This window comes from Streptomyces sp. NPDC046931, assembly GCF_040644655.1.
GTDB lineage: Bacteria > Actinomycetota > Actinomycetes > Streptomycetales > Streptomycetaceae > Streptomyces.
The window spans coordinates 270,307-290,888 of the sequence record NZ_JBEYWX010000009.1 but is presented as its reverse complement, the minus strand read 5'-3'; the positions used below and the strand labels follow the sequence as shown (position 1 = coordinate 290,888).

The following is a 20,582-nucleotide window of genomic DNA, read 5'->3' as shown; positions in this document are numbered from 1 at the left end:
AGGGGAGGGACGTCATGGGTTTCCGGGGCAGCGGCAGGGGCGGGTACAGAGGCCGTCTCCGGCGCGTCGTGTTCGCCGTGCTGATCACGGGGGCCACGGCGCTCGCGCGTTGGCACCACCGCGCCATCCGGAACCTGGCGCACCACCAGAAGTACGCACCCGCCGTTCCCCCACCCTGTGACGTGTGGCACGATGCGGGGCACCCCACCGGCACAGCCCTCACAGGAGACACTTCTCTCGTGCAGCACCCCGCCGTTCCGGAACTCGCGCACACCACCACCCGACCCATCCACTGGGTCGCCACCGCCACCGCCGTCTCCGGCGTGATCGCCCTGAGCTCCGTGCTGCAACCCGGCTCCGCGACCGCGGCCCAGCCCCAGGCCCGCACCAAGGCGGCCCCGGCCGCGGTCGCGCCCCCCGACCCCGCCAAGGTCCACTTCCCCCTCGACTGCGGCCCCACCCGGCTCCTCGTCGCGAAGAAAGCCACCGGCGACCTCGACGGCGACGGCCGCACCGAGACCGTGGCCGTCGTCCACTGCGACGCGAGCATGGGCACCCCGCCCGACGGCGTCTACGTCCTCACCCAGTCCGCCGACGGCACGCAACCCCGTGTCGTCGCCACCCTCGTCGATCCCGGGGACCGCCTCACGGTCACGGGCTTCGCCGTCCACGGCGCCGCCGTCACCGCGACCTTGCTGGGCTACTCCTCGCCCGACGTACCGAGTTGCTGCCCCGACCTGAAGGACCCCGCCGAATGGCAGTGGAAGGGCGGCGCGTTCATCCGCTCCACCCCCTCCGCTCCCCAGAGCGTGTGACCCGAGTCACCGCTCCCGGGACCCACGGTCCATGACCGCCCGGGGGCACTCGGACGTCGACCGGGCGAACGCGGTGTGAGGAAACAGACACGAATGACAGTCTGTGGTCGTACGATCACTCGGCGTCCGGGCCGAAGACCTCCACCTTGTCCGAAACCCGACGCACATGGATGCACTCACCGGGACACTCCCGCGCCGAGTCCACCACATCCGTGAGAAGCGGCAGCGGCACGGGCGTTGTGGCCCCCGCGGCCTGCAAAAGCTCGTCGTCCGGCCCCTTCACATAGGCCAGGCCGTCGATGTCCAGCTCGAACACCTCGGGCGCGTACTGGGCGCAGATGCCGTCACCGGTACACAGATCCTGGTCGATCCAGACCTCGAGCGCCTCGCCGCCGACTCCGGCCTGCTGCACGGTCATCTCTCCTGCCGTTTTCCTGCGCAGAGCCGCCCCGGGAATCCGGCCAGCCCTGACGGGTGTTGAACACCCCGACCCTACCTTCGGCGGCTTCCCAATCATGTTCGGTGGGTATTCCCCTGGCGTGAGGGAGAGCGCAAGGGTGAAGATCGGACACACCCCGACAGTCTTTGTGATCTAGGGGTTTCAATCGACACCCACCCAGGTAGGGTCTGGAAGCGTCCAGCTCCCCTTGGAGGAGGTGAGGACCGTGGCAGCCCACGACGACGACATTAACCGCGGCATCCGCCCGGGACGAGGGTCCGAGGACCCGGCCGGGCAGATCGCCTACCTTGAGCAGGAGATCGCCGTCCTGCGACGCAAGCTCGCCGACTCTCCGCGACACACGAGGATTCTCGAAGAGCGGATCGTCGAGTTGCAGACCAACCTGGCCGGCGTGTCCGCACAGAACGAGCGGCTCGCCAACACGCTCCGTGAGGCCCGCGACCAGATCGTGGCCCTCAAGGAAGAAGTCGACCGGCTCGCCCAGCCGCCGGCCGGCTTCGGTGTCTTCCTGCAGGCGAACGAGGACGGCACCGCCGACATCTTCACCGGGGGCCGCAAGCTCCGGGTGAACGTCAGCCCCAGCGTGGAACTCGACGAGCTCCGCCGAGGCCAGGAAGTAATGCTCAACGAAGCGCTCAACGTGGTCGAGGCCATGGAGTTCGAGCGCGTGGGGGACATCGTCACCCTCAAGGAGGTCCTCGAGGACGGCGAGCGCGCCCTGGTGCTCGGGCACACCGACGAGGAACGGGTGGTACGGCTCGCCGAGCCGCTGCTGGACATCACCATCCGCCCCGGCGACGCCCTCCTGCTCGAACCCCGCTCCGGCTATGTCTACGAGGTCGTACCGAAGAGCGAAGTCGAGGAACTCGTCCTCGAAGAGGTCCCCGACATCGGCTACGAGCAGATCGGCGGCCTCGCGGGCCAGATCGAGGCCATCCGCGACGCGGTCGAGCTCCCCTACCTCTACCCCGACCTCTTCAAGGAGCACGAACTGCGGCCGCCCAAGGGCGTCCTGCTGTACGGGCCCCCCGGATGCGGAAAGACCCTCATCGCCAAAGCCGTGGCCAACTCCCTGGCCAAGAAGGTCGCCGAAGTGACCGGCCAGGCCGCAGGCAAGAGCTTCTTCCTCAACATCAAGGGCCCCGAGCTCCTGAACAAGTACGTCGGCGAGACCGAGCGGCAGATCCGCCTCGTCTTCCAGCGCGCCCGGGAGAAGGCCGGCGAGGGCACCCCCGTCATCGTCTTCTTCGACGAGATGGAGTCCCTCTTCCGCACCCGCGGCTCCGGCGTCAGCTCGGACGTGGAGAACACCATCGTCCCCCAGCTGCTCGCCGAGATCGACGGCGTCGAAGGCCTGCAGAACGTGGTCGTCATCGGCGCCTCCAACCGCGAGGACATGATCGACCCCGCGATCCTGCGCCCCGGCCGCCTCGACGTGAAGATCAAGATCGAACGTCCGGACGCCGAAGCCGCCAAGGACATCTTCGGGAAGTACCTCACCGAGAGCCTCCCCCTGCACGCCGACGACGTCAGCGAGCACGGAGGCGACAAGGGCGCCACCGTCCAGGGCATGATCCAGACCGCCGTGGAACAGATGTACGCCGAGTCCGACGAGAACCGCTTCCTCGAGGTCACCTACGCAAACGGCGACAAGGAGGTCCTGTACTTCAAGGACTTCAACTCCGGCGCCATGATCGAAAACATTGTCGGCCGCGCCAAGAAAATGGCGATCAAGGACTTCCTGGAACACAGCCAGAAGGGCCTCAGGGTCTCCCACATCCTCCAGGCGTGTGTGGACGAGTTCAAGGAGAACGAGGACCTCCCCAACACCACCAACCCCGACGACTGGGCCCGGATCTCCGGAAAGAAGGGCGAGCGGATCGTCTACATCCGCACCCTCATCACTGGAAAGCAAGGCGCAGACACCGGACGCTCCATCGACACGGTGGCAAACACCGGTCAGTACCTGTAAAAGGCAGGGCGGCTGCGGGTGCCCTCACCGGGTACCCGCAGCCGACGCTTTTCCGGACACGGCCGGAGCAAGGCAATGACGCAAATGATCTCCCCACCAGCGCAAAGGCGTTCTAGGCTCTTTCGTACCGCCGCGTCGCGCCGTGCGGGGACGGGCACCGCACGCGCACCGGAGCACCAGCGGTACTTGAGCGCCGCCCCCGACCGAGGGCGCCGCCTGGCAAGGAGGGCCGCATGACCGTACGGCGAGTAATGGGCATCGAGACGGAGTACGGCATTTCCGTCCCCGGCCACCCCAACGCCAATGCCATGCTCACCTCATCCCAGATCGTCAACGCCTACGCGGCGGCGATGCACCGGGCCCGCCGGGCCCGCTGGGACTTCGAGGAGGAGAACCCGCTGCGGGACGCGCGAGGCTTCGACCTCGCCCGCGAGGCCGCCGACGCCAGCCAGCTCACCGACGAGGACATCGGTCTGGCCAACGTGATCCTCACCAACGGCGCGCGACTGTACGTCGACCACGCACACCCCGAATACAGCGCCCCCGAGGTGACCAACCCCCGCGACGCCGTCCTCTGGGACAAGGCCGGCGAACGCATCATGGCGGAAGCCGCGGAACGGGCCGCCCAGCTCCCCGGAGCCCAGCCGATCCACCTGTACAAGAACAACACCGACAACAAGGGCGCCTCCTACGGCACGCACGAGAACTATCTGATGAAGCGGGAAACCCCCTTCTCGGACATCGTGCGCCACCTCACGCCCTTCTTCGTCTCCCGCCAGGTCTTCGCCGGCGCCGGACGCGTCGGCATCGGCCAGGACGGCCACGAACACGGCTTCCAGCTCAGCCAGCGCGCCGACTACTTCGAAGTCGAGGTCGGCCTCGAGACGACACTCAAACGGCCCATCATCAACACACGGGACGAACCGCACGCGGACGCGGAGAAATACCGCCGCCTCCACGTGATCATCGGCGACGCGAACCTGTCGGAGATCTCGACCTATCTCAAGCTCGGCACGACCGCCCTGGTCCTGTCGATGATCGAGGACGGCTTCATCGCCGTCGACCTCGCCGTCGACCAGCCCGTACGCACCCTCCACCAGGTCTCCCACGACCCCGGACTGAAGCGCCTCGTCACCCTGCGCAGCGGCCGTACGCTCACTGCCGTACAGCTTCAGATGGAGTACTACGAACTGTCGCGCAAATACGTCGAGGAGCGCTTCGGCGCCGACGCCGACGATCAGACCAAGGACGTGCTGGCCCGCTGGGAAGACACGCTGAACCGTCTGGAGCGGGACCCCATGAGCCTGGCCGGGGAACTGGACTGGGTCGCCAAACGGGAGCTCATGGAGGGATACCGGCGCCGCGACGGCCTCGACTGGGACGCCGCGAGGCTCCACCTGGTGGACCTCCAGTACGCCGACGTGAGGGCCGAGAAGGGCCTGTACAACCGTCTGGCGGCCCGTGGCCGCATGAAGAGGCTCCTGGACGAGGCCGAGGTCGAGCGGGCCCGTACCAAGCCGCCTGAGGACACGCGCGCGTACTTCCGCGGCCGCTGCCTCGAGCAGTACGCGGACGACGTCGCGGCGGCGTCCTGGGACTCGGTCATCTTCGATCTCCCGGGCCGGGACTCCCTGCAACGCGTCCCAACCCTCGAACCGCTTCGCGGAACGCGTAATCACGTCAAGGAGCTCCTGGACCGCTGCCGTACGGCAGAAGACCTGGTCAGGGTGCTCTCGGGCGGCTGAACGAGTACCGGGCGGCTCCACCGGGCAGGGTAGTAAAACCCGGCGCCCGGGAATCATCGAGGCGGTCCCCGTACGTTGGAGCAACTACGGGGCCGATGTCAGACCGGGCTTGTAGGGTCTGATCATCACCGATCGGCAGGAATGCCGACCATGTCGGGCGAACTGAGCGGGGTGAGGGTTATGGCGACCAAGGACACCGGCGGCGGGCAGCAGAAGGCCACGCGCTCCACCGAGGAGGTCGAGGAGCAGGCGCAGGACGCGCAGGCCCAGGGCGATCTCAAGGAGCGGCACGAGAAGCTGAGCGACGACGTCGACTCCGTCCTGGACGAAATCGACGACGTCCTGGAGGAGAACGCCGAGGACTTCGTGCGCTCGTTCGTTCAAAAGGGTGGACAGTAGTTCACAGTCATGAACGACGGGGGTGGGCGTTCAACGAAGTGCTCGGCCTGCCAGGACGTGTTTCCGGTCAGCGCATTCGCGAGCAGAAGGTCGCGGCCCGATGGCCTGCAGACCGACTGCCGCGAATGCGCGGCCGAGTATTGCCGGCGACGCCGGACAGCCAGAGGCGAGGCTGCTCGCGAGAGGATGGACGTGCCCCGGGGGACAGACTCCGCCGGAACTGCGGGGAGGCCAAACCCCACGGCGAGTGGCAACGCGACCGCGTCCGACGGCCTGTCGACGCGCTGCAAAAGGGCCTCCGCGAGATCTGTCCGAAGGCTCCGGCCGTTCATGTGGATCACTGCCACAAGACGGGTAAGGTCCGTGGCGTACTGTGCTTCAACTGTAATTCGGCCATCGGCAAGTTGGGAGACGACCCCGACGCCGTACGTCGGGCTGCCGCCAATGTGGAAGGAAACTCGTGGAAGCCAACCCTCGTAGCACCGGGCGTCTACCGGCTGCCTTCCTGACGCCTGGTTCGGCGTCCTTCATGGACTTCCTCGCCGAGCACCAGCCCGAGCTGCTGCCCGGCAAGCGGCAGCTGCCGCCGGCCAAGGGCGTGATCGAGGCCCCGCACGGCACGACGATCGTGGCCACGACGTTCCCGGGGGGCGTCGTGCTCGCGGGTGACCGCCGCGCGACCATGGGCAATGTGATCGCCCAGCGGGACATCGAAAAGGTGTTCCCGGCGGACGAGTACTCCGCGGTGGGGATCGCCGGCACGGCCGGTCTCGCTGTGGAGATGGTGAAGCTGTTCCAGCTGGAGCTGGAGCACTTCGAGAAGGTCGAGGGTGCACAGCTGTCCCTGGAGGGGAAGGCGAACCGCCTGTCGACCATGATCCGTTCCAACCTTGGCATGGCGATGCAGGGCCTGGCCGTGGTTCCGCTCTTCGCCGGTTACGACGTGGACCGGGACAAGGGCCGTATTTTCTCGTACGACGTGACGGGTGGGCGCTCCGAGGAGCACGGCTTCGCGGCCACGGGCTCCGGCTCGATCTTCGCGCGGGGTGCCCTGAAGAAGCTCTACCGTGAGGATCTGACCGAGGAACAGGCCACGACCCTGGTGGTCCAGGCCCTGTATGACGCGGCAGACGACGACTCGGCGACCGGTGGTCCCGATGTCGCCCGCCGGATCTATCCGGTCGTCACCGTGATCACCGAGGACGGTTTCCGCCGGCTGACCGAGGACGAGACGGGCGGGATCTCGCGGGAGGTCCTCCAGCGTCGGCTCGAGCAGCCGGACGGTCCGAGGGCCGCTCTGCTCTGACGCCGGTCCCGGCTGTTATCAAGGTGATCGAGTGACTTCGACAGAAAGGGACGGATAACCGGTGTCGACGCCGTTCTATGTCTCCCCCCAGCAGGCCATGGCCGACCGGGCGGAGTACGCCCGCAAGGGCATCGCGCGCGGCCGCAGTCTGGTCGTGATGCAGTACGCCGACGGCATCGTGTTCGTCGGTGAGAACCCGTCCCGTGCGCTGCACAAGTTCAGTGAGATCTACGACCGGATCGGTTTCGCGGCGGCCGGCAAGTACAACGAGTACGAGAATCTCCGCATCGGCGGGGTCCGCTATGCCGATCTGCGGGGTTACACCTACGACCGGGACGATGTGACCGCGCGCGGTCTGGCCAACGTGTACGCCCAGACGCTGGGCACGATCTTCTCGAGTGCGGCGGAGAAGCCGTACGAGGTGGAGCTGGTGGTCGCCGAGGTGGGGGAGACCCCGGAGGGCGACCAGATCTACCGTCTGCCGCATGACGGGTCGATCGTGGACGAGCACGGCTCGGTGGCGGTGGGCGGCAATGCGGAGCAGATCAGCAGTTTTCTTGATCAGCGGCATCGGGACGGGATGACCCTGGCCGAGGCGCTGAAGCTGGCGGTGCAGGCGCTGTCCCGGGACACGAACGGCAGTGAGCGGGAGATTCCCGCGGAGCGCCTGGAGGTCGCGGTGCTGGACCGTACGCGTCCGCAGCAGCGGAAGTTCAGGCGGATCGTGGGCCGTCAGCTGTCGCGGTTGCTTCAGGCGGACGGTGTGTCGACCGCCGCGGAGGCGGAGGCCGAGTCCGCGGAGGGTGAGGACGAGGAGTGACGGCGCGTCGGGCTCCGCGAGGTGCGTGACGTCGTTCGGGTGTGTTGCCGCGCGCCCCGGCCCTTTCGGGTCGGGGCGCGCGGCGTTGTGGTCGGCGGGTGGGTTCGTGGTGGTGCCTCAGTGGTTGGGGGGTGCCGTGGAGCCTCGTACGACGAGTTCGACGGGGATGTCGCCCTCTTCCGGCATGTTGCCTTCCAGGACGGCGAGGAGGGCTTGCATGCCTCGTTCGCCGAAGAGTTCCGCGTCGAGGCGGACGGTGGTGAGCTCGGGGTCGAGGGCGGTGGCGAGGGCCAGGTCGTCGAGGCCGGTGACGGAGAGGTCCTCGGGGACGCGCAGGCCGAGGCGGCGGGCGGCCTTGTAGGCGCCTGCGGCGAGTTTGTCGTCGTCGCAGACGAGGGCGGTGGGGCGGGGGCCGGCTGCGGCGAGGGCGGTTTCGGCGGCGGTGAGGGCGTCCTCGATGGAGATGGGTGCGCGGGTGGTGCGCAGGGTGGTGCCGGGTGTTTCGGCGAGGCGTGCGGCGAGTTCCCGTGCTCGTATGCGGAAGGTCCATGAGGGGACGTCGGCGGCGAGGTGGAGGAAGCGGCGGTGCCCGAGGGCGAGGAGATGGTCGGCCACTTGGCGTACTCCGTCGGCGATGTCGAGGTTGACGGTCGCGGCGCCGATGCTGCCGTGCGGGTCGCTGTCGAGCATGACGAGGGGAAGCTGGTCGCCGTGGATGGCGGTGAGGGCGTCGGCGGCCATGGAGGAGGCGAGCACGCCGTCGAGGGCCGCCTGGGCGGAGTGGAAGGGGTCTCTGGCGGGGCCGATGCCTTCGGGGGAGGGGTAGAGGACGACACCGAAGCCGTGCCGGGCGGCGACGCGGGCGGCGCCGGTGTAGACGCCGGCGAAGAACTCGGTGGTCAGTGCGGGGACGACGAGGAGGACGGTGCGGGTTCGGCCGAGGCGGAGGTTTCGTGCGGCGAGGTTGGGCCGGTAGCCGAGTTCGCGTGCGGCCTGGCGAACGCGTTCGGCGGTGGCCGCGGAGACGCGGCCGCGCCATTTGTCGCCGAGGACCAGGGAGACGGCGGCCTGGGAGACTCCAGCGGCCTGGGCGACATCGCGGCTGGTGGGTCGCGCGTTACCTGGTGCCACCGTGGGGGCCTGCTCTTTCGTCTGGGCTGTCTGGACTCCTGGACAGCGCACATGGTACGTATGACGGAAGACGTTATACGTAAAACGTGAGTGTGACAGCGAGGAGAGGGCGCGGTATGGCCGCGGGTTATCTGGAGATCCTGAGGGCCAAGCATGCGGCGCGTCTGCTCGTCGGGACGCTCGTGGGCAGGCTGCCGAACGCCACAGCGGCGATCGCGGTGGTGCTCTTCGTGCGCGCCGAGGGCGGCACATACAGCCTCGCGGGCGCGCTCGCCGCGGTCTACGGGGTGGCGAACGCCGCGGGGCAGCCGCTGCTCGGCCGGCTGGTCGACCTGCACGGCCAGCCTCGCATCCAGTTGCCCGCGGCGCTGGTCTCGGCCCTCGCCATGACCGTGTTCGCCCTGACGGGCGTGGAGCCGCCGGCGGTGGCGTATGCGGCCATGGCGGTCGCAGGGCTGTTCACACCGCCTCTTGAGGGCGGTCTGCGGGCTCTGTGGCCGCAGGTGCTGCGCCGGGAGGAACAGGTGCACACGGCGTATGCGATGGACGCGGTGGCCCAGGAGGTGATGTTCACCGTCGGCCCGTTGCTGGTGACGCTGTGCGCCTCGCTGTGGTCGGCCCGGGCCGCGCTGGCCGTGCTCAGCGCCGTGGGGGTGCTGGGTGCGCTGTCGGTGGTGATCTCGCCGCCGTCGCGTGCGTGGCGGTCGGCGCCCCGTGCGGCGCACTGGCTCGGTGCCCTGCGCTCGCCGGGGCTGCTGGCGCTCCTCGGCGCGTTTTTGTTCGTGGGGGTCGCGCTGGGGTCCATCACGGTGGCTGCGGTGTCGTATGCCGACGATCACGGTGGGGACGCGGTGTACGGGTGGCTGATGGCGGGGGTGGGGCTCGGTGCGCTCGTGGGCGGCTCGGTGTACGGGGCGCGGCGGTGGCGCGGTGCGCCGGAGCGGCGCCTGCGTGTGCTGGTGGGGCTTCTGGCGGTGTGTTACCTGCCGCTGATGCTGGTACCGGGTGCGGTGGCGATGGTCCTGCTGACGGTGCTGGCGGGGGTCTTTCTCGCGCCGTGTATCGCCTGCGCGTTCATCATCGTGGACCGGCATGCGCCGAGGGGTACGGTCACGGAGGCGTTCTCGTGGCTGGTGACGACGTTCACGGTGGGTGCGTCGGTCGGCACGGGCGTGGCGGGGCCGGTGGTGCAGGCGGGTGGTGCCCTGTGGGGGTTCGCGGTGCCGGGCGCGGCGGGGGCGGTGTCGTTGCTGGTCCTGCTGGCCTCGGGACGGGTTCTCGCAGCTCCGTCGGAGGGGGCGGTGGTTGCGGCTTCATCGGAAAATGATCCGAACCGTGCCGTCGAACCCCGTTTCAGCTCGGAGGATCGGGCGTAATGTTCACTCATGGACCGCCGCATTTTCGGGCTGGAGAACGAGTACGGCGTCACGTGCACGTTCAGGGGACAGCGCCGCCTGTCTCCTGACGAGGTGGCGCGGTACCTCTTCCGCCGTGTCGTGTCATGGGGCCGGAGCAGCAATGTCTTTCTGCGCAACGGCGCCCGCCTCTATCTCGACGTGGGCTCACATCCGGAATACGCGACACCCGAGTGTGACAATGTGATCGAACTGGTCACCCACGACAAGGCCGGCGAGCGCATTCTCGAGGGACTGCTGGTCGACGCCGAACGCCGCCTGCACGAGGAGGGAATCGCGGGCGACGTATACCTCTTCAAGAACAACACGGACTCGGCGGGCAACTCCTATGGTTGCCACGAGAACTATCTGGTGGCGCGGCACGGGGAGTTCTCCCGGCTCGCGGACATCCTGATTCCGTTCCTGGTCACGCGGCAGCTGCTGTGCGGCGCCGGCAAGGTGCTGCAGACCCCGCGGGGCGCGGTCTACTGCGTGAGCCAGCGCGCCGAGCACATCTGGGAGGGCGTCAGCTCGGCGACCACGCGTTCCAGGCCGATCATCAACACGCGGGACGAGCCGCACGCCGACGCCGAGCGCTACCGCCGTCTGCATGTGATCGTCGGCGATTCGAACATGTCCGAGACGACGATGCTGCTGAAGGTCGGCGCGACGGACCTGGTGCTGCGCATGATCGAGGCGGGCACGGTGATGCGCGACCTCACCCTGGAGAACCCGATCCGGGCCATCCGCGAGGTCAGCCATGACATCACGGGCCGCCGCAAGGTCCGCCTGGCGAGCGGCCGCGAGGCCTCCGCCCTGGAGGTCCAGCGGGAGTACTACGAGAAGGCCGTGGACTTCTGCGAGCGCCGCGGTATTCGTACGGGCACGGTCGAGCAGGTTCTGGAGCTGTGGGGCCGTACGCTCGACGCGATCGAGTCGGAGGATCTGGACCGGATCGGTACCGAAATCGACTGGGTGATGAAGTACAAGCTCATCGAGCGGTACCGGGCGAAGCACAACATGACGATGTCGCATCCGCGGGTCGCCCAGATAGACCTCGCCTATCACGACATCCACCGTCGCCGCGGCCTGTACTACCTGCTGGAGAAGAAGGGGCAAGCCGCCCGGATCTGCAACGACTTGAAGATCTTCGAGGGTAAGTCGGTTCCCCCGCAGACCACTCGGGCCCGGCTGCGCGGCGACTTCATCCGGCGGGCGCAGGAACAGCGCCGTGACTTCACGGTCGACTGGGTGCACCTCAAGCTGAACGACCAGGCGCAGCGCACCGTGTTGTGCAAGGACCCGTTCCGCTCGGTGGACGACCGGGTGGAGAAGCTGATCGCGGGGATGTGAGCGGCGCGTTCGGCCGTCGGGAGCCGGAACGCAACGCGGGGCGTCGTACGTTTGCCGTACGGCGCCCTTCGCACGCCGTAGAGTTGCGCGCACGCCAACCGTCAAGATCGACCGATACGAGGCCCCATCGTGCGCCGACGCTCGCTGCTTCTTGCCGCCCTGCCCGCCGGACTGGTCACGCTCGCAGGATGCGGTGACAACAAAGCCGGCAAGGGCAAGACCGGCACCAGTCCGTCACCCTCGGCCTCGGCTCCGTCCGCCGCCCCGTCGCCGAAGATCGTCGAGGGGCCGCTGCCGGCGATCACTGCCGGGACCAGGTTCGGCGAGAAGCCGACCGTGGCCAAGGGACCCGGCACCCCGCCCAAGGATCTGGCGGTCAAGACGGTGATCGCGGGCGGTGGCCCGACGGTCGCGGAGAACGACTACATCCAGGCGCACTACCTGGGCCAGATCTGGGACACGGCAAAGATCTTCGACAATTCGTACGACCGCAGGACGCCGCTGGTCATCCAGCTCGCCCAGGGCGGCATCATCGACGGCTGGCGGTATGCGCTCCCTGGCCGGAAGGTGGGCAGCCGGGTGCTGATGGCCGTGCCTCCGACCTGGGGCTATGGCTCGCAGGGCAACCCCGAGGCGGGCATCAAGGGCACCGACACGCTGGTGTTCGTGGTGGACATCCAGAACACGTTCAACGCGAAGAGCTCGGCCAAGGGCAAGATCGTCCCGCAGAACGACGCGAAACTGCCGAAGGTCGGCACCAACACCGACGGCTCGGCACCGTCCGTCGAGGTCCCCAAGGTGAAGCCCCCGACGGGGCTGGTCGCCAAATACGTGATCGAGGGGAACGGCGACGCGGTCGCGGCGGACAGCACCGTGCTGGTGCAGTACAAGGGCGTGCTGTGGGACACCGGCAAGGAGTTCGACTCCACCTACGGCCGTGGGCAGCTGACCTCGTTCTCGTTGCAGCAGGTCGTCAAGGGCTGGGCTCAGGGGCTCACCGGCAAGAAGGTGGGCAGCCGGGTGCTGGTCGTCGTACCGCCGAAGCTGGGATACGGCGACAACCCGCCCCAGGGCAGCGGCATCAAGAAGGACTCCACGCTGGTCTTCTCGGTGGACATCCTGGCGAAGATGTAAACCCTCGCGGCGATGTGAGAGTGTCGTTCTCGCCGCAATGGCCTCAACCCGAACAAGCAGGAGCTTTTGACGTGAGCATCGAGAAGCCCGAGATCGACTTCCCGGGCGGCGAGCCCCCGGCCGACCTCGAGATCCAGGACATCTGGGAGGGCGACGGCCCGGAGGCCAAGGCGGGCGACACCGTCTCCGTCCACTACGTGGGCGTGGCCTTCTCCACCGGCGAGGAGTTCGACGCGTCCTGGAACCGGGGCGCCCCGCTGAACTTCCAGCTCGGTGTCGGCCAGGTCATCAAGGGCTGGGACCAGGGTGTGCAGGGCATGAAGGTCGGCGGCCGCCGCCAGCTGGTCATCCCTCCGCACCTGGCCTACGGTGACCGCGGTGCCGGTGCCCGTATCAAGCCCGGCGAGACGCTGATCTTCGTCTGCGACCTGGTCTCGGTCTGACCCGGACCCCGATCACCCACCCCGCACCGCCCGGAGGGCTTCGCATGCGCCCGGGAGGGACGGACCGGAAGTCGCGTGGTGGGGCGCCGTACGCGGTCGGAAGTGATCATGTTGCGCCCATGCCCGTGCGGGCATGGGCGCTCGGCTTTTGCCATGCCCCGTGCGGGCGGTACGGTCGTCGATCGTAAGCACCATAGGGAAGGCGAAGGGCGTCGATGGCCATTGCCAAGGCCGAGCGGCTGATGAACCTGGCGCTGTGTCTGCTCGGGACGCGGCGGCCGCTCAGCAAGCGTGAGCTGCGCGAGTCCATCGAGGCCTATCTCGAGGCGGGGTCGGACGACTCCTTCAACCGCATGTTCGAGCGCGACAAGGACGATCTGCGCGAGCTGGGTCTGGTCATCGAGACCGTGGAGAACCTGGACGGCGACATCGGCTATCTCGCCCGCCGCGACAGCAACCGCCTCCCGCCCATCACCCTCGACGCCGAGGAGGCCGCCGCGCTCGGCCTCGCCGCCAAGGTGTGGCAGCAGGTCCGGCTCGCCGGTGCGGCGAGCGGTGCCCTGCAGAAGCTGCGCGCCGCGGGCCTGCCCGAGGACGTCGACCCCTACGAGGCCCATGGCGCCCTGGAGCCCCGTATCCCGGTGCACGAGGCCGCGTTCGAGCCGCTGATGCTGGCCTGCCGCGACCGCCGCCCCGTCTTCTTCGACTACCGCAAGGCCACCGCAGCCCGCCCCGAGCCGCGGCATGTCGAGCCCTGGGCGCTGGAGTGCTGGCGCGGCCACTGGTACCTGGCCGGCTGGGACCGCGACCGGGGCGCGGAGCGTGTCTTCCGGCTGTCCCGGATCACCGGCAAGGTGCGCAGCCGCGGCGGCGGCTTCACCGCACCGGTGCCGGACGTGGTGACCGTCCGGGAGACCGTCGCCGGCTGGGCGGGGGAGACCGCGGACCGCTCGGCCCGGATCCGGCTGCGTACGGGCGCGGGGTACCCCCTTCGGGCGAAGGCCACCGCCGTACGGGAACTCGGCGACGGCTGGGACGAGTTGGAGATTCCGTACGGGCACGGTCTGGACGCCTGGCTGGTCGAGTTCGGGCCCGATGTCGTCGTCCTGGAGCCCGCCGAGCTGCGGGCCGACGTGGTGGACCGGCTGCGTGCCGTGGCCCAGGGCTGAGGGGGAGACGGATCACAGTGGCAGCCAAGCCGGTCAGACCCGCCAACGCCATCGACCAGACCCGGCGGATGCTCTCCCTGGTGACGTATCTGCGGGAGCGCCCCGGTGCGCGCATCGAGGACGTCGCCCGGGCCTTCGGGATCACCGAGGACGAGCTGGTCTCGGACCTCGATGTACTGCCCATGTGCGGCACCAGCTTCCGCGGGGGCGACCTGCTCGACATCGACACCGACGGCGAGCGCATCTGGTGGCACAACCCGGCCGCCCTCGGCGCGGACGCCGCCGAGCCCCTGCGTCTGGCCGCCGACGAGGCGACCGCGCTCCTCGTCGCCGCCCGGGCCGTGGCCACCCTGCCGGGACTGCGCGAGAGCGACCGGCAGGCGCTGCTGCGCGCCACCGCCAAGGTGGAGACCGCCGCCGGTGAGGCCGCGGGCGCCAGCTCCCGCCTGTCGGTGACGTTCGAGTCGGAGGGCGGTGTCTTCGCGGACGTCGACCGTGCGATCTCCGAGCGCCGCCGGCTGTGGATCCGCTACTACTCACCGGCCCGTGACGAGGTCACCGAGCGTGAGATCGACCCGATCCGCCTGGTCAGCGTCGGGCACACCTATGTCGAGGCGTGGTGCCGCCGCTCGGAGGCGCGCCGCACCTTCCGGCTCGACCGGGTCGCCGAGATCAAGATCCTCGACGAGCCGTCGGCGCCGCCGGAGGTCGAGCTGCGGGATCTGTCGGAGGGGCTCGTCCAGCCCGCCGCAGAGGACCCCGAGGTGGTCGTCGAGGTCGGACCCGGCGGACGCTGGGTCGCCGAGTACTACCCGCACGACAGCGCGGATGAGCTGCCGGACGGCGGGCTGCGTATCTCCTTGCGGACCCCGGACCCGGCGTCGCTGCGACGGCTGGCGCTGCGGCTCGGGCGCGACGGCCGGATCGTGTCGCCGCAGGACCTCGCGGAGAGCGCCCGCCGGGCGGCCCGCGAGGCGCTCGCGGCGTACGACGGGCCGGACGGAGTTGAGGACGGGCTGTACGACAGGCAGGAGCAGGGGCTGTGAGCACGTCGGCGATGTCTGGTGCGTCGGAGCAGTCGGGTGCCTCGGCCGGTGCGCCGCAGGCGCACCCGGTGGCGGAGATGTCGGTACGGACGGCGTTCGCCGGCATGCGGCGGGTGGCCGACGTGGTGTTCAGAGCCGGCTGCCCCGACTGCCGGGCCCGTTTCGAACTGGGTGCGAGCGCGCTGCGACTGGCGATCGGGGGCAGCAGCAGGACGACGTTCTACTCCTTCACCTGCCCCGAGTGCGGCGCGTCCGTGCGCAAGCCGGCGGGGGAGCGCATCGTCGAACTGCTCACCGGGGGCGGGGTGCGGACGCTGCGGCTGCACTCGACCCTCTAGGCTCGGGGTCATGTTCTGGCCGATGCTGGCGATCGCCCTGGGGTTCCTGGGCCTCGCCGTTCTGGGTGTGCTCGGGGTCCGGGTCTTCCTGGAGGCGCAGCGCCTCGGGCGGCAGGTCGCGGATTCCGCACGTCGTGTCAACCGCGCCGCGGAGGACCTGGAGCGGGCGGCGCTGAGTGCCGCGCAGGCTGCGGAGCAGGTATGAGACGTCCCATTGACGCGCAATGAGCCGCTTCGACCTGTCTCCGTGTCACCGCGGGCAGGTACCCTGCTGATCGCGGCCCGGAACGAGGCGCGGTCCGCAGACCGGGAGTATGCACAGGGATTGCCCCGCGTTCACCCCTGAGCGTTACGATCGCTGACGGAAGTCGGACGCATGTCCGACTGATCGGACAGTACCCCCACCCATGCCGCCTCGGTGAGAAGGTAAAGACTTATGTTCGGAAGGCTCGGAGCTCCCGAGATCATTCTCATCCTCGTCGTCATCATTCTGCTGTTCGGCGCGAAGAAGCTTCCGGACATGGCGCGCTCCCTCGGCAAGTCCGCGCGCATCCTGAAGAGCGAGGCCAAGGCCATGAAGGAGGACGGCAAGCCGTCCGCCCCGGCCGGCCCGCCGAACGACGAGCAGCCCTCGGCTCAGCGCACGATCCAGGCCGCGCCCGGCGATGTGACCAGCTCCCGCCCGGTCAACGAGCCCACGGACACGACCCAGCGCTGAAGCACGGTCCGGGGACTCCCGGGCCACTGCACGAGATGAGGATGTGGGTTGCTCAAGTCTGCCCGCAAGAAGGAGAAGGATCCCGAGGGGCGTATGCCCCTGGTGGAGCACCTTCGTGAGCTGCGCAACCGGCTCGGCAAGTCGGTCCTGGCCATCATCGTCGGCGCGATCCTCGCGGCGATGTACTACCGGGACATCATCAACTTGCTCACCGAGCCGATCCAGCACTCGGTGGGATGTTCGAAGTCGTTCACCGAGCTGGCCAACCAGAGCAAGGGTGCCTGCGGCAACATCACCGTGGAGGGCCTGCTGGGTCCGTTCACCCTCATGATCAAGGTCGCGCTGACGGCGGGTGTCGTCATCGCCAGCCCGGTGTGGCTGTACCAGCTCTGGGCTTTCATCGCGCCCGGACTGCACAAGCACGAGAAGCGGTACTCCATCGCCTTCGTCGGGGCCGGCTTCCCGCTTTTCATGGCGGGTGCCTGGTTCTCTTACCATGTGCTGCCGGCCGCGGCCAGCGTTCTGATCGAGTTCACGCCCGTCGGCGCGGTGAACCTGCTTCCGCTGGACGATCTGCTGGACCTCGTCACCCGCATGGTGATCGTCTTCGGTCTCTCCTTCGAGCTGCCACTGCTGCTGGTCATGCTCAACCTCACCGGGCTGGTCACCGGTCGCCGGATGCTCGGCTGGTGGCGGGGCATGATCATGGGTGTCACCGTCTTCGCGGCCTTCGCCACGCCGACCGTCGACCCGATCTCGATGCTGTCGCTCGCGACGCCGATCGTCCTGCTCTACTTCATGGCCACGGGCTTCGCGCTGCTCAACGACCGGCGCAAGCGCCTGCGCGAGGCGCAGGGGCCGGGCGACGACGAGGCCTCGGAGCTGGACCTCACCCCCGCGGACATCGACGAGGTCGAGCCGGTGCCTGCCTCCCGCGCCCTGCCGGAGCGCGGCGGCGCGGACCGCGACGGGGTGAACGGCTACGACGACGTGACGTGAGCCGGCGGACGCACTCCGTGAGGTGAACGACCCAGTGGGCCCCACCGGCTTCGACGGCGGGGCCCACTGCCGTGGGGGATCCGGATAATGATCGTCGTGTTGTCAGCGGTGCCCGGTACGCTCGAAAGCACGATGACAGAGGACCTCTCACCGGCCGAGCGATACGCGGCAGCACGCAGGCGCGCCGCGGAGCAGGCCACCGCGCTCGCCTCCTTCCGCGAGATGTACGACTTCGGCCTCGACCCCTTCCAGATCGAGGCCTGCCAGGCGCTCGAGGCGGGGAAGGGCGTGCTGGTGGCCGCGCCCACCGGCTCCGGCAAGACGATCGTGGGCGAGTTCGCCGTCCACCTCGCCCTCCAGCAGGGCAGGAAATGCTTCTACACGACACCCATCAAGGCGCTGTCGAACCAGAAGTACTCCGACCTGTGCCGTCGTTACGGCGCGGCGAAGGTCGGTCTCCTCACCGGCGACAACAGCGTCAACTCCGACGCCCCGATCGTCGTGATGACCACCGAGGTCCTGCGGAACATGCTGTACGCGGGCTCTCGGACCCTCCTCGGCCTCGGTTATGTGGTGATGGACGAGGTGCACTACCTCTCCGACCGCTTCCGCGGCGCCGTCTGGGAGGAAGTGATCATCCACCTGCCTGAGTCGGTGACGCTGGTGTCCCTGTCGGCGACCGTCTCGAACGCCGAGGAGTTCGGCGACTGGCTCGACACCGTCCGCGGCGACACCGAGGTGATCGTCTCCGAGCACCGGCCCGTTCCGCTGTTCCAGCATGTGCTGGCGGGCCGCCGGATGTACGACCTGTTCGAGGAGGGCGAGGGCCACAAGAAGGCCGTCAACCCCGACCTGACGCGCCTGGCCAGGATGGAGGCCACCCGCCCGTCCTACCAGGACCGCAGGCGGGGCCGCGCCATGCGCGAGGCCGACCGTGAGCGGGAGCGCAGACAGCGCTCCCGGGTGTGGACACCGGGCCGCCCCGAGGTGATCGAGCGCCTCGACGCCGAGGGCCTGCTGCCGGCGATCACGTTCATCTTCAGCCGGGCCGCCTGCGAGGCCGCCGTCGAGCAGTGCCTGTACGCGGGCCTCAGGCTCAACGACGAGGAGGAGCGGGAACAGGTGCGGTCGCTCGTCGAGGAGCGCACCGCCTCCCTCCCTCCCGAGGACCTGCATGTGCTCGGCTACTACGAATGGCTGGAGGGCCTGGAGCGCGGTATCGCCGCCCACCACGCGGGCATGCTGCCGACGTTCAAGGAGGTCGTCGAGGAGCTGTTCGTGCGGGGCCTGGTGAAGGCGGTGTTCGCCACCGAGACCCTCGCGCTCGGCATCAACATGCCCGCCCGTTCCGTGGTGCTGGAGAAGCTCGTCAAGTGGAACGGCGAGCAGCACGCCGACATCACCCCCGGTGAGTACACCCAGCTCACCGGGCGCGCCGGCCGTCGCGGGATCGACGTCGAGGGCCATGCGGTCGTGCTCTGGCAGCGCGGGATGAGCCCCGAGCACCTCGCGGGCCTGGCGGGCACCCGGACGTATCCGCTGCGCTCCAGCTTCAAGCCGTCGTACAACATGGCCGTGAACCTGGTCGAGCAGTTCGGCCGGCACCGGTCCCGCGAACTGCTGGAGACGTCCTTCGCGCAGTTCCAGGCCGACAAGTCGGTCGTGGGCATCTCACGCCAGGTGCAGCGCAACGAGGAGGGCCTGACCGGCTACAGGGAGGCCATGACCTGCCACCTCGGTGACTTCGAGGAGTACGCGCGGCTGCGCCGCGAACTCAAGGACCGTGAAACGGAGTTGGCCCGCGAGGGCGCGGCCCAGCGCCGCGCCGAGGCCGCCGTCGCCCTGGAGCGCCTCAAGCCCGGTGACGTCATCCACGTGCCGACCGGCAAGTACGCGGGCCTGGCCCTGGTGCTGGACCCCGGGCTGTCCGCAGGCCGTGCGGGCGGCCACCGAGGCCTGGAGTACCACGACGGCCCGCGCCCGCTGGTCCTCACCGCCGAGCGGCAGGTCAAGCGGCTGGCGTCCATCGACTTCCCGGTGCCCGTGGAGGCGCTGGAGCGAATGCGCATCCCGAAGTCGTTCAACCCCCGCTCGCCGCAGTCCCGTCGCGATCTCGCCTCCGCCCTGCGCACCAAGGCCGGGCACATCCCGCCGGACCGGCACCGCAAGAAGCGCTCCCCCGCCGCCGACGACCGTGAGATCGCCCGGCTGCGCACGGCCCTTCGCGCCCACCCCTGCCACGGGTGCAGCGACCGCGAGGACCACGCCCGTTGGGCGGAGCGCTACCACCGCCTGATGCGCGACACCTCCCAGCTGGAGCGCCGCATCGAAGGCCGGACGAACACCATCGCCCGCACCTTCGACCGCATCGTCGCCCTGCTCACCGAGCTGGACTACCTGCGCGGCGACGAGGTGACCGAACACGGAAAACGCCTCGCGCGGCTGTACGGCGAGCTGGACCTGCTGGCCAGCGAATGCCTGCGCGAGGGCGTCTGGGAGGGGCTCGCCCCGGCCGAACTGGCCGCGTGTGTCTCGGCGTTGGTGTACGAGGCCCGGGTGGGGGACGACGCGATGGCGCCGAAGCTGCCGTCGGGCAAGGCGAAGGCCGCGCTCGGCGAGATGGTGCGGATCTGGGGCAGGCTCGACGCCCTGGAGGAGGATTTCCGCATCACCCAGACCGAGGGCGTGGGCCAGCGCGAGCCCGACCTGGGCTTCGCCTGGGCGGCGTACATGTGGGCGGAGGGCAAGAGCCTCGACGAGGTCCTGCGCGAGGCAGAGATGCCGGCCGGGGACTTCGTCCGCTGGACCAAGCAGGTCATCGACGTCCTCGGCCAGATCGCGGCGGCGGCTCCCGCCGAGGGCTCCACGGTGGTGAAGAACGCGCGCAAGGCGGTGGACGGCCTGCTGCGCGGCGTGGTCGCCTACTCCTCGGTGGGCTGACCCACCGCTCCTCCAAGTCGTGACCGGGTTCCCGGACCGTCCCGCGAGACGGTCCGGGAAGGCGCGCGCCCGCACCGGCCCGGGTGGCCGGAGCGGTCAGCGGTGGGGGTGTGCCCCGCCGGCCCTCGTACGCCGTGACGCCCTCCCCGTACGCCGTGACGCCCCCGCGTACGTCGTGACGCCCCGCGTACGTCGTGACGCCCCCGCGTACGCGGGCGCAGCCGGCTTGCACTGCCGATGGTCGGATCGAGCCCGGGCGGTGGTCGGATCGAGCCCGGGCGACCCTCGTCCCTGAAGGGCGCTCACGTCATCCGTGAAGGGGGAACGTCACCCGCGCGGGTGGCTTGTTGCCGACGCCTGTTCCCCGTCACACAACGTGTGCGAACAGAGCCTCTGTGTG

The 20,582-nt window shown here is 69.2% G+C and carries 20 protein-coding genes; 18 read left to right on the top strand and 2 right to left on the bottom strand.

Annotated features, from left to right (window positions below; genetic code table 11):
• The first annotated feature begins 239 nt into the window (after positions 1-239).
• Positions 240-815, top strand: coding sequence for a hypothetical protein (locus ABZ876_RS19150; protein ID WP_361782093.1), 576 nt, complete (start codon positions 240-242; stop codon positions 813-815).
• Between the two features lie 115 nt (positions 816-930).
• On the opposite strand, the gene ABZ876_RS19145 is transcribed toward ABZ876_RS19150, so the two are convergent.
• On the bottom strand, positions 931-1,233 hold the full coding sequence (locus tag ABZ876_RS19145; RefSeq protein WP_361782060.1) for a ferredoxin: 303 nt from the start codon (positions 1,231-1,233) through the stop codon (positions 931-933).
• Between the two features lie 247 nt (positions 1,234-1,480).
• Between ABZ876_RS19145 and arc the strand changes: the two genes are divergently transcribed.
• From arc to prcA, 6 genes are all read left to right on the top strand, one after another.
• Positions 1,481-3,247 carry a proteasome ATPase gene (arc, locus tag ABZ876_RS19140; RefSeq protein WP_361782057.1) on the top strand — a complete coding sequence of 589 codons (1,767 nt, stop codon included), beginning with the start codon at positions 1,481-1,483 and terminating at the stop codon, positions 3,245-3,247.
• 233 nt (positions 3,248-3,480) lie between these two features.
• Positions 3,481-4,992 (top strand): depupylase/deamidase Dop, encoded by a 1,512-nt coding sequence (gene dop / locus ABZ876_RS19135; protein WP_361782055.1) that lies wholly within the window; start codon positions 3,481-3,483, stop codon positions 4,990-4,992.
• A gap of 180 nt (positions 4,993-5,172) precedes the next feature.
• On the top strand, positions 5,173-5,391 hold the full coding sequence (locus ABZ876_RS19130) for a ubiquitin-like protein Pup (RefSeq protein WP_030744708.1): 219 nt from the start codon (positions 5,173-5,175) through the stop codon (positions 5,389-5,391).
• A 125-nt stretch (positions 5,392-5,516) separates the two neighbouring features.
• Positions 5,517-5,900 (top strand): endonuclease domain-containing protein, encoded by a 384-nt coding sequence (locus ABZ876_RS19125; RefSeq protein WP_361782090.1) that lies wholly within the window; start codon positions 5,517-5,519, stop codon positions 5,898-5,900.
• Complete coding sequence (gene prcB / locus ABZ876_RS19120; protein ID WP_361782052.1) at positions 5,852-6,697, top strand: proteasome subunit beta; 846 nt, start codon at positions 5,852-5,854, stop codon at positions 6,695-6,697. Before ABZ876_RS19125 ends, prcB begins: the two co-directional genes overlap by 49 nt.
• 61 nt (positions 6,698-6,758) lie before the next feature.
• Positions 6,759-7,517, top strand: a complete 759-nt coding sequence (prcA, locus tag ABZ876_RS19115) for a proteasome subunit alpha (protein ID WP_361782049.1) — start codon at positions 6,759-6,761, stop codon at positions 7,515-7,517.
• 117 nt (positions 7,518-7,634) lie between these two features.
• On the opposite strand, the gene ABZ876_RS19110 is transcribed toward prcA, so the two are convergent.
• Entirely contained in the window at positions 7,635-8,648 is a 1,014-nt protein-coding gene (locus tag ABZ876_RS19110) for a LacI family DNA-binding transcriptional regulator (protein WP_361782046.1), read from the bottom strand.
• A 116-nt stretch (positions 8,649-8,764) separates the two neighbouring features.
• On the opposite strand from ABZ876_RS19110, the gene ABZ876_RS19105 reads away from it, so the two are divergent.
• From ABZ876_RS19105 to ABZ876_RS19055, 11 genes are all read left to right on the top strand, one after another.
• Positions 8,765-10,024, top strand: coding sequence for an MFS transporter (locus ABZ876_RS19105; RefSeq protein WP_361782043.1), 1,260 nt, complete (start codon positions 8,765-8,767; stop codon positions 10,022-10,024).
• A gap of 9 nt (positions 10,025-10,033) precedes the next feature.
• Positions 10,034-11,395 (top strand): Pup--protein ligase, encoded by a 1,362-nt coding sequence (gene pafA / locus ABZ876_RS19100; RefSeq protein WP_019754142.1) that lies wholly within the window; start codon positions 10,034-10,036, stop codon positions 11,393-11,395.
• A 129-nt stretch (positions 11,396-11,524) separates the two neighbouring features.
• Complete coding sequence (locus tag ABZ876_RS19095) at positions 11,525-12,529, top strand: FKBP-type peptidyl-prolyl cis-trans isomerase (protein ID WP_361782040.1); 1,005 nt, start codon at positions 11,525-11,527, stop codon at positions 12,527-12,529.
• A gap of 71 nt (positions 12,530-12,600) precedes the next feature.
• The gene (locus ABZ876_RS19090) at positions 12,601-12,972 is read left to right on the top strand and encodes an FKBP-type peptidyl-prolyl cis-trans isomerase (protein ID WP_361782037.1); all 372 of its coding nucleotides are present in this window, start codon (positions 12,601-12,603) and stop codon (positions 12,970-12,972) included.
• Positions 12,973-13,187: 215 nt separating this feature from the next.
• Complete coding sequence (locus ABZ876_RS19085) at positions 13,188-14,141, top strand: WYL domain-containing protein (RefSeq protein WP_361782034.1); 954 nt, start codon at positions 13,188-13,190, stop codon at positions 14,139-14,141.
• 17 nt (positions 14,142-14,158) lie between these two features.
• A complete protein-coding gene (locus ABZ876_RS19080) occupies positions 14,159-15,187 on the top strand; it encodes a WYL domain-containing protein (RefSeq protein WP_361782031.1) in 1,029 nt (342 codons plus the stop codon).
• 77 nt (positions 15,188-15,264) lie between these two features.
• Positions 15,265-15,525, top strand: a complete 261-nt coding sequence (locus tag ABZ876_RS19075) for a hypothetical protein (RefSeq protein WP_361782087.1) — start codon at positions 15,265-15,267, stop codon at positions 15,523-15,525.
• Positions 15,526-15,535: 10 nt separating this feature from the next.
• Complete coding sequence (locus ABZ876_RS19070; RefSeq protein WP_361782029.1) at positions 15,536-15,730, top strand: hypothetical protein; 195 nt, start codon at positions 15,536-15,538, stop codon at positions 15,728-15,730.
• Positions 15,731-15,961: 231 nt separating this feature from the next.
• Entirely contained in the window at positions 15,962-16,243 is a 282-nt protein-coding gene (gene tatA / locus ABZ876_RS19065) for a Sec-independent protein translocase subunit TatA (protein WP_361655157.1), read from the top strand.
• Positions 16,244-16,291: 48 nt separating this feature from the next.
• The gene (tatC, locus tag ABZ876_RS19060; protein WP_361782025.1) at positions 16,292-17,242 is read left to right on the top strand and encodes a twin-arginine translocase subunit TatC; all 951 of its coding nucleotides are present in this window, start codon (positions 16,292-16,294) and stop codon (positions 17,240-17,242) included.
• 87 nt (positions 17,243-17,329) lie between these two features.
• On the top strand, positions 17,330-20,182 hold the full coding sequence (locus ABZ876_RS19055; protein WP_361782022.1) for a DEAD/DEAH box helicase: 2,853 nt from the start codon (positions 17,330-17,332) through the stop codon (positions 20,180-20,182).
• Positions 20,183-20,582: the final 400 nt, after the last annotated feature.